Genomic DNA, 13,400 nt, shown 5'->3' on the forward strand with positions numbered 1-13,400 from the left:
GGCAAAACTACGCGGGCTCGGGCCAATCCAGCTTGGCCAACGCATCCGCAGGCAGCGTACCGTACGCCTCGAAGCAAGCCTCAATTCGCGCATCGAGCCACCGGAATGCCTGTTGCGTGAGTTGCACGTGCGCCTTCTGCATCAACGCGCGCGTAGGGCTTGTGTTGCCGGTTCCCAGGGCCGCATTGCGTTGGGTGCTGACAAAGCTATCGCTGCCAAGCGCTTCGATCAACGCCGACAGAGAAACACCATTGCCGATCGACCCCGCCACGAACTCCGCATGATGCACCCGGATGTAGCGCGGCCAATCCTTCTTCCATGGTCGACGAGCGATTTCGGACGCAGACGCAATATCTCTTGCATCATCGTGCCTCAGAGCGCGAGCTCGCCCAAAGATCAGTGAGTCATTGGGGTTCCTGATCAGCCGCGAGATGTACATCACGTCACCTTCACCGACCGCTCGAGGGATCTGTCCCATCGGATAGGTGCATGCCCAATGACACCCCGACCGCTCCACCTCAGCCAGAGACAACATGTTCCTGTCAGCACGGTTGGTGCCTGTGCCAAAAAACTTCAGAAAAGCCCGGTCCGAATCAAACGGCAATGGTGTTTGGGGCAACCCGTTTCCCGTCGCGGGCGCGACGACGGTTCCGAAATCCGGTAGCGACTGCCCGCTACGCTCGGGTCTGGCCGCTGCCTGTGCCTCGACAACCCTCAACTTCCACTCCTCCAACTGCAGTGCCGTCAAATCACGACCAGCACTCTTCCAGAGTCGATCGAAGTAGGCGTGCGCAGCATGCGCGATATCTGCGTCGTCCGAATGAAAACCAAACTCCTTGTTGCGCAACAGCGCGGCCTCGGTCAGGTTGGCCGAAGTCAGAACGACCTGTGAGGGGCCGAAAAGATAGAGCTTAGAGTGCAAGCCCTTGACGCCGCGAACTTGGGCGCCACGATTCAACAGCAACTCCAATGCAGCAATATCGGACACTCCTTCGTAGAAATCCGCCAGACAGAACCGGGTGATGACCTCGATTGGACCCGATGCGCACCGTTCAAGGAGTCGGGCGACCGTACGCGACTTGATGAACGGACAAACCAATCGAAGCTTGCCCGATGCATTCAGCGCCGCATCTTCGATTACCTTGTCCCAATCAGAATCGACGAGCTCGAACATGCATCATCTCCTCTCGAACTTCCACCACGACCTGCCGCGAAGACCCTGCCTTTCAACCCTGCGGGATCATTTCCCGAGCGTCTTCGTCATTCGTTCTGACAATGAGCGGTTCAGTTGGCGTCGGTCAAGTGCCCCGATACCAGCCTCAATTGCCGCCCGCACCGTGCGGCCAGCGTCTCGTCGTGCGTGACCATCACGAAGGCCGTGCCGCGCTCGCGTGCGAGCTTAAGCATGAGGTCGAACACCACGTCTGCCGTGCTGCGGTCGAGATTGCCGGTCGGTTCATCTGCCATGACACAGGCTGGGTGCGTGACAAGTGCGCGCGCGATGGCAACACGTTGGCGCTCGCCGCCCGACAACTCGGCGGGACGGTGCTTGACGCGCCCACCCAAGCCCACGGCCACCAGCGTCTCGTTGGCTTGCCGCGCGCACTCCTCCGGCGTCTCGCGCCGAATACGCAGCGGCATTCCAACGTTGTCCAGCGCGCTGAACTCCGGCAGCAGGTGATGGAACTGGTAGACGAAGCCCAGATGCTTGTTGCGCACCCGCCCTTGCGCGGCAGCGTCCAGCTGCGTGAACTGCTGCCCCATCAACTCCACGGTGCCGCTGGTCGGCGAGTCGAGCCCGCCCAACAAGTGCAGCAGCGTGCTTTTGCCCGAGCCCGATGCGCCCACGATGGCCACCGTTTCACCGGCACGCACGTCGATGTCGACACCGCGCAGCACCTCGACGTCGAGGCCGCCTTCGCTGAATCGCTTGGTGATGCCGCGCGCCTTGAGAACCAATTTTCCGTCCTCACTCATAGCGCAGGGCCTCCGCCGGGTTGACGCGGCTGGCGCGCCAGCTCGGATAGATGGTGGCTAGGAAGGCCAGCACGAGCGAGATGATCGCGATCGGCATGATGTCCGACTGCTGCGGGTCGCTGGGCATGCGGCTGATGAGGTAGATGTCCTTGGGCAGGAAGCTGGCGTTGAAGAGCGTTTCCAGCGCCGGCACGATCACGTCGATGTTGAACGCGACGGCCAGGCCCAGCAGCAGGCCCGCCAGCGTGCCGATCACGCCCACGGTGGCGCCTTGCACGACGAAGATGCCCATGATGCTGCCCGGGCTCGCGCCCAGCGTGCGCAGAATGGCGATGTCGGCGCGCTTGTCGGTCACCGTCATCACCAGTGTGCTGACCAGGTTGAACGCAGCCACGGCGACGATCAGCGTGAGGATGATGAACATCATCCGCTTCTCGACCTGCACCGCCGCGAACCACGTGCGGTTCTGGCGCGTCCAGTCGCGCATCAGCACCTGGTCAGTCAGCGTCCGGCCCAATTCAGCGGCGACTTCGGGCGCCTGGTGCAGGTCCTTGAGTTTGAGCCGCACGCCGGTCGGGCCTTCCAGCCGGAAGATGCGCGCGGCGTCGTCCTGGTGCAAGAGCGCCAAGCCGCTGTCGTATTCGAAGTGGCCCGAATCGAAGGTGCCGACGACGGTCATCTGCTTCAAGCGCGGCACCACGCCGGCGGGGGTGACCTGGCCGCTGGGGGAGATGAGGGTGATGGGATCGCCTTCGCGCACGCCCAGGTTGCGCGCCAGTTCCGCACCGAGCACGATGCCGAACTGCCCGGGCACCAGCTTGTTCAGCACCGGCGTCAACGTGGCGGCAAGGTCCGTCACTTCGCCTTCATGCGCCGGATCGATGCCGCGCACGATGGCACCGCGCATGTCCTCGCCGCGGGCCAGCAGCGCCTGCGCCGAAATGAACGGCGCCGCGCCGATCACCTGCGGGTTGCGCCGCGCCTCCGCCATCGTGCGGTTGACGTCGGGCAGCATGCCACCGCCCGGGCCGAAGATCTCGATGTGCGACACCACGCCCAGCATGCGGTCGCGCACTTCCTTCTGGAAGCCGTTCATCACCGACAGCACGATGATCAGCGCCGCGACGCCCAGCGAGATGCCGAGCATCGACACGCCGGAGATGAAGGAGATGAAGCCGTTGCGCCGGGTGGCGCGGCCGGCGCGAGTGTAGCGCCAGCCCAGGACCAGTTCGTAGGGGATTCGCATGGGCGCCCGTTATTGTTGGGCCAGATTGTGGCATCCCGGACGGGGAAGCTTCTTCGTGCATTATTGGGGTCGCGCAAGCGGATTGTCGGGATGAGATGCAAGGCGCGAAACCCAAGGCAAGGCTGGACGCCTTGCCTGGTTTCGCAACGCGGCAGATCACCCGACAATCCACTTGCCCTTCGGGTTGGGCCGAAATCGGGCGATTTGGCCACCAAATCGCTGGCACGGGCGTGAGCCCGTGCTGCACGATGTTGGTGGCCAACTCATCCCGATTGCGGCCCAACGCGGCCCCAATAATGCACGAAGAAGCTTCCAGCCCATGTCAGACGGCACCCACTTGTTGATCCCTTACGCCTCATCCACGGCCGATGGCTGTGTGCAGGCACTCAAGCCACTTGCGTTGCCGCACCTGGAGAAGCTTCTGGCCCGCATGACTGCGGCTGGGCGGGACGACGGCGACGAATCCACACTGTCCATGCCGCACGAGCGGGCTTTGGCGCGGGCAATAGGTTTGACGGACCAGGACGGGCTCATCCCCTGGGCCGCATGGGAAGCGCACCAAGCCGGCCGCGACATCGGCGCGGGCGCGTGGGCGCGCATCACCCCTTGCCATTGGCGTGTGGGAACGGGCCAGGTGGCGATGGACCCACCATCGACGTTGCATCTCGACGAAGGCCAGTCGCGGGCACTGCTCGACGCGATGCAGCCCTACTTCCGCGAAGACCGCATCGCGCTCGAATTCCACCAGCCGATGTTCTGGCTCGCGCAGGGCGAGATCTTCCGCGACCTGCCCACGGCTTCGCTCGAACGCGTGGCGGGCCGCAGCGTGGACGACTGGATGCCGCGCATGCGCGAGGCGGCGCCACTGCGGCGGCTGCAGCAGGAGATGCAGATGCTGCTCTACACCCACCCGGTGAACGAAGAACGCGAACGCACAGGCTTGCTGCCGGTCAACTCGTTTTGGGTCAACGGCGCGGGTGTCCTCGTGGGCGAACCGGCGGCCCCGGCAGGACTGTCGATCGCCCTATCGCTGCGCGACGCGGCGGTGCAAGGCGACTGGCAGGCCTGGGCCGCAGTATGGCAACAGGTGGATGCGACGGAGTGTGCACGCCTGCTCGCCGACCTCGATGCCGGAAAGCCCGCGACCCTCACGCTGTGCGGCGAGCGCAGCGCACAGACCTTCACGGGCGCGGGCGGCGGCGGCCTGTTGCGCCGCCTTCGCGCGATGGCTGCAGGCCGCAAGGCGACAATGCAGCTCGAAGCACTCTGAATACCCGATGAAGATCATCACCCGAGAAATTCCGCCGCGCGCCGCCTGGGCACTGGAACAGGCCGGCATCCATCCGCTGCTGGCACGCCTGTATGCCGCACGCGGCGTGCTCGGCAAGGACGAACTGGACGACGGCCTGGCGCGCCTGCTGCCGCCGGCGGGCATGAAAGGCTTGAGCGAAGCAGCGGTGTTGCTGGCCGACGCCGTCGCCGCCGGCAGCAAGCTGTGCATCGTCGCCGACTACGATTGCGACGGTGCGACAGCCTGCGCCGTTGCCATGCGCGGCCTGCGCCTGCTGGGCGCGAAACACGTGGACTACCTCGTACCCGATCGCGTGGCGGACGGGTACGGCCTCACACCGCCGATCGCCCATCGCGTCAAGGAGCGCGGCGCCGAAATCCTGATTACCGTCGACAACGGCATCGCCAGCGTGGACGGTGTCGCCGCGGCCAACGCGCTGGGCCTGAAGGTGCTGGTGACGGACCATCACCTGCCCGGCGCGGCTTTGCCCGAAGCCGCCGTGATCGTCAACCCGAACCAGCCTGGCTGCGATTTCGAAAGCAAATCCATCGCCGGCGTCGGCGTGATGTTCTACGTGCTGCTGGCGCTGCGCTCCGAACTGCGGGCGCGCGGTGTGTTCGACTCGCAGAACCAGCCGAAGCTCGACGCGCTGCTGCCGCTGGTGGCGCTCGGCACGGTGGCCGACGTGGTCAAGCTCGATGCCAACAACCGGCGTCTCGTCGCGCAGGGCCTGCGCCGCATCCGCGCGGGCGCCCTGCCCTGCGGTTTGGCCAGCCTGTTCAAGGCGGCGGCGCGAGACCACAAGGTTGCGACGACGTTCGACTTCGGCTTCGCTCTGGGGCCTCGCATCAATGCGGCCGGGCGCCTGGCCGACATGACCTTGGGCATCGAATGCCTGCTGACCGACGACGCGGCGCGGGGCGACGAACTCGCGCGTTCACTCGACGCCATCAACCGCGAGCGGCGCGACATCGAAGGCGGCATGCGCGACCAGGCGATGGAGATCGTCGATGGCCTGTTCGACGAAGGCGAAGACCCGCCGGCCGCCATCTGCGTGTTCGACCCCGACTTTCACGAGGGTGTCGTCGGCATCGTGGCTTCGCGCATCAAGGACAAATTGCATCGCCCGACGTTCGTGTTCGCCGCGAGTCAGGCGCCGGGCAAGGAGCACGAGCTCAAAGGCTCGGGCCGATCGATTCCGGGGTTCCACCTGCGCGACGCGCTGGACCTCGTCGCCAAGCGGCACCCGGATGTCCTGCTGCGCTTCGGCGGCCATGCGATGGCGGCCGGCTGCACGGTCGGCGAAGAGCACCTCGACGTGTTCGAGCAGGCGCTGATCCAGGTGGCGGAAGAATGGCTCGATGCGCCCACGCTATTGCGGCGCCTTCACACCGACGGCCCGCTGGCCCCCGAATACCGGCGCCCGGACCTGGTGGACACGCTGCATCACGAAGTCTGGGGCCAGGGCTTCGCGCCTCCGGTGTTCAGCGAGGAAGTGGAGATCATTTCGCAGCGCCTCGTCGGCGAGAAGCACCTGCAGATCAAGCTGAAGCACCAGGGCCAACCGGTGGACGGAATCTGGTTCGGCCACACCGAGCCGCTGCCGGCCCGCGTGAAGCTCGCCTTCAGACTGGACGCGGATGAATGGCAGGGCGTGCGGCGCGTGCGCTTTCTGGTCGAAGGCGCGGAGTTCTAATCAGAGAACGTGTCAAGCCCGCAGGCCGGCCGGCACCGGGGCGCGCTCGTCGTCGAAGTAGGCGAACAGCTTCGCGGCCACTTCACGCAGTTCCGCGTCTTGCAGCGTGTGCGCCCGGGCCAGCTGCCACATCGCGTATTCGCGATCGCCGAGCATCATGGCCGTGCTGATGCAGCGACCGTGCCCGGCCATGAGCAGGGTAAACGCGGCAAGCAGCCCGGTCGGGCAGTAGCGCATCGAACCGGTCAGCTCGTCGTATTCGTCCGAAGCGTCCAGCGACCGCGCGGTCAGGTCGATCCACGGCAGTTGGGCATTGGCGACGGCGTTGTTCATGGTGCGCTCCCAGTCATTTGGCGTGATTGAACTTTAGGCGATCGTCTTCATCGTGCCAGTCGGTGCGCAACGCCGTGTGATGTCGGACGCCCGCCCGGCGCGGCCGCAACCTTTTGGACAACAGCCGTCGGTGACCACACAAGAGAAAGCGGCAGCCCATGGGCCGCCATCTCGTGGTGCAGGATGTTCAGCGGTAGGAGTAGTTGACCGGCGTCGCCGCGTTCATGACCGAGCGGGGCTGCTTGTCCGTTGCAGCGACCAGGTTGCCGCTGTCAGGGCGGCTGCCGGGATCGACCCGTGACGCGCAGCTGTTCAAGGTGGCGCGGGGAATGTAGCGCAGGCAGTCCGCGACCGCCACACGCTGCACCTGCAATGTCGCGTTGCGCACGTCGGCCTTGCGCACCTGGTGGACGCAAAGCATCCAGAAGGCCAGCAACTGGATCGCCACGAGCGCGGCGAGCATCGGCCACAAGAGCTTTTCCCGGGGAATCCCGGCGGTCTTGGCGAGCAGTTGCGGCAGCATGTTGGCTCCTGGAGGTGGTGAAGCCATCCTAGAAACGGAGCCAATGGCTGGGGCACGGTTTTTGGCGCGTGATGCTGTAGGACAAAATCGCCCGGCCCAGTTCCTCGCCCCCACAATCGCACCCATGGATACCCTGCTCGACGCTACCCAAACGGCCGCCCGCCTGTCGTGCGGCCCGCTCGCCGCCGAGATTCGCGCACTGCTGGCGGATGCCACGGTCCAGGTGCCGGAGCGCCTGGTCCAGCCCTTGCCCGGCGGCGGCAGCCTGTTCCTGATGCCCGGGCTGGACGGCCGCATCGCGATCACCAAGCTGATCACCTTCACGCCCGCCAACTCCGGCACGACCAGGCCGGCGATCCAGGGCGATGTGGTCGTGTTCGACATCGCCACGGGGGCACGCATGCTGGTACTCGACGGCCCGACCGTCACGGCGCGCCGGACGGCCGCGGTCTCGCTGCTGGCGGCGCAAAGCCTGGCGCCGAACAAGGCAGGGCCGCTGCTCATCGTCGGTGCCGGCGTGCAAGGGCGCGCCCACCTGGAAGCGTTTGCCGAGGGGCTGGGTGTGCGCAAGGTGTTCATCGCTTCGCGCAGCGCTGCCAGCGCGCAAGCCCTGGTCGAGCATGCGCGTGCCCTCGGGCTGGAAGCCCGCGCCGTGCACGACGCCGACGCGGCGTTGGCCGTCTGCCCGCTGGTGGTGACCTGCACGCCCGCGAGCGGCGTGGTGCTGCGCGCGCTGCCGAGGGACGACGCCTTCATCGCGGCGGTGGGCGCGTTCACGCCGGCGATGGTGGAGCTGGATCCCGAGCTATGCCGGCATTGCAATGACAACGGCACCGTCATCCTCGACACCGCTGATGCAGTGCACGAGGCAGGCGACCTGATTCAAGCCGAGCTGGACGTGGCCTCGTTCGCGACCTTGCGCGATGTCGTCGAGGAATCCGCCGAGTGGACGCGCGGGCCGCTGCTGTTCAAGAGCTGCGGCTGGGCGGGGTGGGACCTGGCGGCGGCACGGCTGGCGCTCTTGGCTTGAGAATCATTCGGCATAGCCGGATTCGCGTTGATGACGCACCGCCAGGACGGAGACCATGTCCGCCACGTCGTCGTACGCGTACAAGGCCAGGTATCCGCTGCGCCCCCTTGAGATGACGAGTTCTCGCATGTTGCCTCCAACAGGGCGGCCGATGCCGGGATGGGCAGCGAGTACCTCCAGACCGTCGAACACGATGTCTGATGTCTTTATGGCTTCGTGCGGCATGCTTTCGAGAAGAAACTCTCCGAGCCGCTCGATGTCCGCAGCCGCCTGGTTCGTGATGATCAGCCGAGTCACTTCGGGTTCTTGAGGAAGTTCCGCAGAGGCTTCATGCGGGGCTTCGTCACCTTCTCGCCGCGCATCTTTGCACGCATGTAGGCAATGAACTCCTCGCCGTCGTAGACCATTCCGGATGCCAGCATTTCGTCGCGTGCCCGCAATCCGGCCTCGATGAACGATTCGTGCCTTTCTTCGTTTTCGAGCTTGGTTTCGATGGCTTCGACCATCAGCGCATGCGGGGACGTGCCCTTGCTCGCCGCGAGGCGATCAATGCGAGCCTTGGTCGCATCGGGAAGTTTGACGGAAACGGTCGGCATGGAGGCTCCTCAGACGGGTATTACCATAGTAACACCCGTCGCCGCTCGCCTCAAGCCTTCGGCAGCGTCACGCCCTTTTGCCCCTGGTACTTCCCGCCGCGGTCCTTGTAGCTGGTCTCGCAGACCTCGTCGCTCTCAAAGAACAGCACCTGCGCGCAGCCTTCGCCAGCGTAGATCTTGGCGGGCAGCGGCGTGGTGTTGGAAAACTCCAGCGTCACGTAGCCTTCCCATTCCGGCTCGAACGGCGTCACGTTGACGATGATGCCGCAGCGCGCGTAGGTGCTCTTGCCCAGGCAGATGGTCAGCACATTGCGCGGGATGCGGAAGTACTCCAGCGTGCGCGCCAGGGCAAAGCTGTTGGGCGGGATGATGCAGACGTCGTCGTGGAAGTCCACGAAGCTCTTCTCGTCGAAGTTCTTCGGGTCCACCACCGTGCTGTGGATGTTGGTGAAGACCTTGAACTCCGGTGCGCAGCGGATGTCGTAGCCGTAGCTCGAGGTGCCGTAACTGATGACACGCCGCCCCTCCACCTCCCTCACCTGCTGGGGCTCGAACGGCTCGATGAGGCCGTGCTGCTCGCACATGCGGCGGATCCACTTGTCGCTCTTGATCGTCATGATGCTCTCCTGCCCCCATTTTAGGCAGGCGCGCGCGAGGCCCCGCCGAAGGGATAGCCGATGCGCCCGCGCCACGCGTCCTACAAATGGTGGAGGCGCTCCCATGCGCCTGCCCTTACGATGGCAGCCCGCCCATCCGGGTTACAAAAGAAAGCCAGGGGAAACATGACACAAGCCGCCGCATTGACTGCAGCATCCAAACTCTTCACCACCGATGACGCCGCCCTGCTCAAGAAGCACTTGCAGGCGCTGGTGCAGGTCGAATTCCTGACCATCCCGCTGTACCTGACGGCGGTGTATTCGTTCACCGAAGCCGCGTTGGCCTACTCGCCGGACGGCGGCCAGACCAATCCGCTGTACTCCGCGCAGCAGGAAGTGCTGTCGGTGGCGGTGCAGGAAATGCTGCACCTGCAGCTCGCAGCCAACATGTGCAACTCGTTCGGCGTGACGCCGCAGATTCCCCAGCTCACCGTGTCGCCCGGCCAGGTCATCACCGTGCCGCACCTGCAGCCCACGCCCGGCACGCCGTTCACCACCACCATCGGCAACCTGCCGGACGTGATGGGCGCGCTGATCGCCATCGAGAAGCCCGCCGGCACCGCCTTCCCGCCGCCCAACAAGGAAGTGGTCTACCAGTCCATCGCCGACCTGTACCACGCCGCGCTGACCCTGCTCAATCGCTACCTGCGCGCCTACGCCAACATCGCCCCGGCGGACGATCCGCATTTCCAGCCGAACCACCTGCAGGTCAATTACGCGACCTTCCAGAGCACCTACCCGATGATCCCCACCATCGCCACCCGCGCCGACGTGGGCACGGTGGCCAACGCGATCACCGACCAGGGCGAAGGCGGCCTGGTCGCGGCTTCCGCGGGTGGCCTGTTCCAGTCGACGGACAGCGGCGACGTGCTGCCGCAGTTCCAGCCGATTGCGGGCAGCCGCTTCGCGCGCTGGGGTGCCAAGTCGCACTACAACCGCTTCCTGGAAGTGCAGCAGACCATCTCCACCATCGCGGGCGCGCCGGTCGGCCCTTCCGCCAGCAGCCCGGCCGTGCCGGGAACGAGCATGCCGATGTTCTACCTGCCGGATGGCCTGCCGTCGCCGGACCTGCCCAGCTGGGCGCCCGCGGTCAACGTGCTGCAGACGTGCGCCGGCACCATCTGGAGCTACCTGATCGACACCATGCAGCAGGGCTTCACCCAGGGCAACCTGCAGCCCACCAGCGGCCAGGGCACGGGCACGTCCGGCTTCAACGACACCATGCTGGCCTTCAAGTACATCACTCCCATGATCTGGCAGTGGGGCCAGGTGATCGGCTACACCTACACCGCCGGCACCACCGGCGCGCAGGCCCAGGCCGCCATGGACACGGCCGACCCGCTGTCGCTGTTCCACTGGGACCAGACCACCGCGCAGTTGCGCGCGCAATGGGCGGCCGCAGGCACCGACCTCAACGCCTGCCAGGGCTTGAACGAATGCAGCGGGCGCGGCTGGGGCGGCATCGCCACCGCCAAGGGCAACGGCGCCTGCGCCACCGCCGACCTGCACACCTGCGGCGGCAACAACGACTGCAACGCGCAAGGCGGCTGCGGCTTCCTGTCCAGCGTGACGGGCGGCGGGCTGCTCAACCCAGCGGACCAATGGATCCCCAGCGAGAACACCGGCGTCGGCACCGGCGGCTGCCAGACGCCGATCGGCACGCTGCAGGTGTTCGACCGCACGGCCGCCGCCAGCATCAACGCGCAGACCGGCGAAGCCTGGACCGCCGCGGCCAAGGCGCAGCTCGTGGCCTTGATCGGCACCAGCGTGTGGGCGCAGGCGCGCACATTGTTCGCCGCCGACAAACAGGTCAACCCGCTGCCCCCGCCGGTATCCACCGACAAGTACAACGGCGATGCGCGGCGCGCCGCCGTGGCTCCGACGTCGAAGTGACGGCCGGGGCAACTGCGGCCAGGCTGGGCCTGCCCGACCTCGGGCTGGGCGTCGGCCTGCGCAGCAGCCACCTGGCCCAGGTCGTGCGCGACAAGCCGGCCCTCGACTGGTTCGAGATCATCAGCGAGAACTACCTCGACTGCCACGGCTGGCGGCGCCACGCGCTGCTGCAGGTGGCCGAGCGTTACCCGCTGGTGATGCATGGCGTGTCGCTGTCGATCGGCAGCAGCGATCCGCTCGACTTCGCGTACCTGGCCGCGTTGAAGCTGCTGGCCAGGGACACCGGCGCGCGCTGGGTCTCGGACCACCTGTGCTGGACCGGTGTGGCCGGACAGACCACGCACGACCTGCTGCCCATGCCGCTCAATGAAGCCTCGCTGGCCCACGTGGTGGCGCGCATTCGCGTCGTGCAGGACGTGCTGGAGCGCCCGCTGGTGGTGGAGAACCCGAGCAGCTACGCGCGCTTCCAGGCCGACACGATGCCCGAGTGGGAGTTCATCGCCCGCATGGCCGAAGAGGCCGATTGCGGCCTGCTGCTGGACGTGAACAACGTGTACGTCTCCAGCGTCAATCACGGCTTCGACCCCGTGCACTACATCGACGCGATCCCGGCGTCGCGCGTGGTGCAGGTCCACCTCGCCGGGCATCGCCATTGCGGCGACCACATCCTCGACACCCACGATGGCCCGGTGAGCGAGCCGGTCTGGCGGCTGTATCGCCACGCGGTCCGGCGCATCGGTCCTGTGTCCACTCTGCTGGAGTGGGACGACCGGGTGCCCGAGCTCGACGTGCTGCATGCCGAAGTGTTGAAGGCCCGGGCGTGGATGGCATGCGCCGACGGGAGCGATCCGGCATCGCAACCGGTGCGAGAGCGCGAGTCCACCGGATGGGCCGCGCAGGAATCGGCAGGCGCCTATCCCCTGCTCGCCGGCGCCCACTTCGAAGCATGAGCCTGCACCAGCTTCAGGCCTGGTTGCAGTCCGCGATCAGCATCCCCGCACGCGGCGACCTGGCAGCGCAGGCCGGCGACCACCTTCAAGCGACGGCGCAGCTCGGCGCGCATGCGCGGCTGGGCATCTACCAGCGCTCCTACCGCGCGCGCCTGCTGCAAAGTTTTCACGCGATGTTTCCCGGTCTGCTGCACGCGCTGGGCGCGGACATGCTGGACAAGTTCGCGCTGGATTTTCTCGAACACTCGCCGCCGCGCCACCACTCCGTCAACCGCATCGCGGACGGTTTCGCGGAGCACTTGCAGCGCACGCGCCCGGCGTCCGAACCGGGCATCAATGCCGACTGGGCCGACTTCATCATCGACCTCGCGCGGCTGGAAACGGCGCTGCTTGGAGTGAGCGAAGCGCACGGCCTGGAACACGCCACCACGACCGATGCGGCCAACGTGCGTGAACTGCCGGACGAGTCCCTGCTGCAGCGCCGGCCGCGCCACGCGCCCTGCCTGCGCCTGCTGGCATGCAGCCATCCCGTGCATGACTACTTGCAGGCCTTGCGCGCCGACAACGCGCCCGGCATGCCGAAACCTCGTCCCACCTGGCTGGCCCTGACCCGCGTTGCCTGGCGGCTGTCGACCCGCGAGCTGGCGCCCGTGCAGTGGGAACTGCTGGCGCGCCTGGATGGCCAAACCACCGTGGCGCAGGCGTTGCGGGCCGTTGCAGCGTTGAATCCGCAGCCGCTGCCGACGACTGAGCTGGCGCGGATCTGGCTGGGCAATTTCCTGGCGCAGGGCTTGCTGGAAAGCGTCTAGGCGGCATACCGATTCGCGCATACCTTCCATCAGGCCCGCGATAGGTCGCTGCCGCAACGCGGGATCATCCTTGAGGCCCCCGAGGAGACACCCCATGAAGTACGCAAGTGCCATCAGCGCTGCCGCATTGGCCGCGCTGCCCTGTGCCGCTTTCTCCCAAGCCGTCACCATCGCGGACATGAACGCGCAGGACCCGTGCCGCGCGGAAGTGTCCAAGTTCGAGCAGGCCATCGGCTTCGTGCGGCAAAACCAGGGCAACCAGGCGGCACAGGATCTGAAAGAAAAACTGCTGCCGGCGAAACTGGAAAACGAGCTGCTGTTCAAGGAAGGCTATTGCGGCCTGGCGCGCTACCTGCGAGACAAGAAACTCAATCGCTGAACGGTAACGTTTGTTGTCAGT

15 protein-coding genes are annotated in these 13,400 nt (G+C 66.2%); 7 read left to right on the top strand and 8 right to left on the bottom strand.

Annotated features, from left to right (window positions below; genetic code table 11):
• Positions 1 to 7: 7 nt before the first annotated feature.
• The 3 genes from EEB15_RS13120 to EEB15_RS13130 form a co-directional block, all read right to left on the bottom strand.
• The gene (locus EEB15_RS13120; protein WP_141510313.1) at positions 8 to 1,174 is read right to left on the bottom strand and encodes a phospholipase D family protein; all 1,167 of its coding nucleotides are present in this window, start codon (positions 1,172 to 1,174) and stop codon (positions 8 to 10) included.
• Positions 1,175 to 1,284: 110 nt separating this feature from the next.
• Positions 1,285 to 1,977, bottom strand: a complete 693-nt coding sequence (gene lolD / locus EEB15_RS13125; RefSeq protein ID WP_141510314.1) for a lipoprotein-releasing ABC transporter ATP-binding protein LolD — start codon at positions 1,975 to 1,977, stop codon at positions 1,285 to 1,287.
• The gene (locus tag EEB15_RS13130) at positions 1,970 to 3,223 is read right to left on the bottom strand and encodes a lipoprotein-releasing ABC transporter permease subunit (RefSeq protein ID WP_141510315.1); all 1,254 of its coding nucleotides are present in this window, start codon (positions 3,221 to 3,223) and stop codon (positions 1,970 to 1,972) included. Before EEB15_RS13130 ends, lolD begins: the two co-directional genes overlap by 8 nt.
• A gap of 319 nt (positions 3,224 to 3,542) precedes the next feature.
• Between EEB15_RS13130 and EEB15_RS13135 the strand changes: the two genes are divergently transcribed.
• Together EEB15_RS13135 and recJ are read left to right on the top strand one after the other, a co-directional pair.
• Positions 3,543 to 4,493 (top strand): phosphoglycerate mutase, encoded by a 951-nt coding sequence (locus tag EEB15_RS13135; protein WP_141510316.1) that lies wholly within the window; start codon positions 3,543 to 3,545, stop codon positions 4,491 to 4,493.
• A gap of 7 nt (positions 4,494 to 4,500) precedes the next feature.
• Complete coding sequence (recJ, locus tag EEB15_RS13140) at positions 4,501 to 6,210, top strand: single-stranded-DNA-specific exonuclease RecJ (protein WP_141510317.1); 1,710 nt, start codon at positions 4,501 to 4,503, stop codon at positions 6,208 to 6,210.
• Positions 6,211 to 6,222: 12 nt separating this feature from the next.
• Here recJ and EEB15_RS13145 read toward each other — a convergent pair whose 3' ends face one another.
• Entirely contained in the window at positions 6,223 to 6,543 is a 321-nt protein-coding gene (locus EEB15_RS13145) for a hypothetical protein (protein WP_141510318.1), read from the bottom strand.
• Between the two features lie 187 nt (positions 6,544 to 6,730).
• A complete protein-coding gene (locus EEB15_RS13150) occupies positions 6,731 to 7,066 on the bottom strand; it encodes a hypothetical protein (RefSeq protein WP_141510319.1) in 336 nt (111 codons plus the stop codon).
• 124 nt (positions 7,067 to 7,190) lie between these two features.
• Between EEB15_RS13150 and EEB15_RS13155 the strand changes: the two genes are divergently transcribed.
• Complete coding sequence (locus EEB15_RS13155) at positions 7,191 to 8,096, top strand: delta(1)-pyrroline-2-carboxylate reductase family protein (protein ID WP_141510320.1); 906 nt, start codon at positions 7,191 to 7,193, stop codon at positions 8,094 to 8,096.
• Between the two features lie 3 nt (positions 8,097 to 8,099).
• Here the strand turns inward: EEB15_RS13155 and EEB15_RS13160 are convergent, their stop codons facing one another.
• The 3 genes from EEB15_RS13160 to dcd are packed head-to-tail and all read right to left on the bottom strand — an operon-like array spanning position 8,100 to position 9,309.
• A complete protein-coding gene (locus EEB15_RS13160) occupies positions 8,100 to 8,393 on the bottom strand; it encodes a type II toxin-antitoxin system RelE/ParE family toxin (protein ID WP_199236523.1) in 294 nt (97 codons plus the stop codon).
• Positions 8,390 to 8,692, bottom strand: a complete 303-nt coding sequence (locus EEB15_RS13165) for a CopG family ribbon-helix-helix protein (RefSeq protein WP_141510321.1) — start codon at positions 8,690 to 8,692, stop codon at positions 8,390 to 8,392. Before EEB15_RS13165 ends, EEB15_RS13160 begins: the two co-directional genes overlap by 4 nt.
• 50 nt (positions 8,693 to 8,742) lie before the next feature.
• Positions 8,743 to 9,309 carry a dCTP deaminase gene (dcd, locus tag EEB15_RS13170; RefSeq protein WP_141510322.1) on the bottom strand — a complete coding sequence of 189 codons (567 nt, stop codon included), beginning with the start codon at positions 9,307 to 9,309 and terminating at the stop codon, positions 8,743 to 8,745.
• Between the two features lie 165 nt (positions 9,310 to 9,474).
• On the opposite strand from dcd, the gene EEB15_RS34230 reads away from it, so the two are divergent.
• From EEB15_RS34230 to EEB15_RS13190, 4 genes are all read left to right on the top strand, one after another.
• Complete coding sequence (locus tag EEB15_RS34230) at positions 9,475 to 11,241, top strand: ferritin-like domain-containing protein (protein ID WP_158290094.1); 1,767 nt, start codon at positions 9,475 to 9,477, stop codon at positions 11,239 to 11,241.
• The gene (locus EEB15_RS13180) at positions 11,238 to 12,191 is read left to right on the top strand and encodes a DUF692 domain-containing protein (RefSeq protein WP_233259477.1); all 954 of its coding nucleotides are present in this window, start codon (positions 11,238 to 11,240) and stop codon (positions 12,189 to 12,191) included. The genes EEB15_RS34230 and EEB15_RS13180 overlap by 4 nt, the downstream gene beginning before the upstream one ends.
• Positions 12,188 to 13,000, top strand: a complete 813-nt coding sequence (locus tag EEB15_RS13185; protein WP_158290095.1) for a DNA-binding domain-containing protein — start codon at positions 12,188 to 12,190, stop codon at positions 12,998 to 13,000. The genes EEB15_RS13180 and EEB15_RS13185 overlap by 4 nt, the downstream gene beginning before the upstream one ends.
• Positions 13,001 to 13,094: 94 nt before the next feature.
• Entirely contained in the window at positions 13,095 to 13,379 is a 285-nt protein-coding gene (locus tag EEB15_RS13190; RefSeq protein ID WP_141510326.1) for a hypothetical protein, read from the top strand.
• Positions 13,380 to 13,400: the final 21 nt, after the last annotated feature.

Origin of the sequence: Ramlibacter sp. WS9, from assembly GCF_003797765.1 — a bacterium.
In the GTDB taxonomy this organism is placed as follows: domain Bacteria; phylum Pseudomonadota; class Gammaproteobacteria; order Burkholderiales; family Burkholderiaceae_C; genus Ramlibacter.